The sequence below is a fragment of the Kitasatospora sp. NPDC058492 genome, assembly GCF_042720685.1.
Lineage (GTDB): Bacteria > Actinomycetota > Actinomycetes > Streptomycetales > Streptomycetaceae > Kitasatospora.
Map to the genome: position 1 here is coordinate 1 of NZ_JBHXMU010000181.1, position 1,139 is coordinate 1,139.

Below are 1,139 nucleotides of genomic sequence, written 5' to 3' on the forward strand. Positions count from 1 at the left end.
CTAGTGTCCTGAGTCTTGAATTTCATTCATAAATATAGACTTGGCCTATGGCGCGGACGGGTCGACCAAAGGTCGAGTTGGTGTTGTCGGACGACGAGCGGGCCGCCCTGGAGGGGTGGGTGCGTCGCCGGTCGACGCCGCAGGCCTGGGCTTTGCGGTGTCGGATCATCCTGGAGTGCGCGAGCGGCGCGTCGAACAAGGACGTCGCGGAGCGGCTGGGATCGACCCCGCACGCGGTCGGCCGGTGGCGCGCCCGGTTCGTCGAGCACCGGATCGCCGGCCTGGGCGACATGCCCAGGTCGGGCGGCCCCCGCACGGTGACCGACGAGCAGGTGGCCGACCTGGTCGCCAAGACCCTGGAACGCACCCCGAAGGACGCCACGCACTGGTCGACCCGGTCGATGGCCAGGGAGACCGGCCTGTCGCAGTCCACCGTGTCACGGGTCTGGCGCGCGTTCGGACTGCAGCCGCACCGCGCCGAGACCTTCAAGCTGTCCACCGACCCGTACTTCGTGGACAAGGTCCACGACGTGGTCGGCCTCTACCTCGACCCGCCCGAGCGGGCCCTGGTGTTCTGCGTGGACGAGAAATCCCAGATCCAGGCGCTCGACCGGTCCCAGCCGGTGCTGCCGATGATGCCGGGCGTGCCGCAGCGGATGACCGCCGACTACGTCCGCCACGGCACCACCACGCTGTTCGCCGCACTCGAGGTCGCCACCGGCAAGGTCATCGGCTCGCTTCACCGCCGCCACCGGGCCGAGGAGTTCAAGAAGTTCCTGCTCCGGCTGGACAGGGAGGTCCCCGAGGGGCTGGACGTTCACCTGGTGCTGGACAACTACGCCACCCACAAGACCCCGGCGATCAAGACCTGGCTGGTGACGCATCCCCGGTTCCACCTGCACTTCACCCCGACCGGCTCGTCATGGCTGAACCTGGTCGAGCGCTGGTTCGCCGAGCTGACGAACAAGCAGATACGGCGAGGCGTCCACAAGTCCGTCCAGGCCCTCGAAGCCGACATCCGTGACTGGATCGCCACCTGGAACACCGACCCGAAGCCCTACGTCTGGACCAAGACCGCCGACGAGATCCTCGAACGCCTCGCCGGATATCTGAAGCGAATTCCAGACTCAAGACACTAG

The 1,139-nt window shown here is 67.1% G+C and carries 1 protein-coding gene; it reads left to right on the forward strand.

The window, feature by feature from the left end; all coding sequences use genetic code 11:
* Positions 1-47 precede the first annotated feature (47 nt).
* Complete coding sequence (locus tag ACFWPI_RS39825; protein ID WP_380381136.1) at positions 48-1,139, forward strand: IS630 family transposase; 1,092 nt, start codon at positions 48-50, stop codon at positions 1,137-1,139.

Bases quoted from the DNA above. Each gene is read 5' to 3' on its own strand.
- ACFWPI_RS39825 (WP_380381136.1), top strand. From the start codon at position 48: ATGGCGCGGACGGGTCGACCAAAGGTCGAGTTGGTGTTGTCGGACGAC.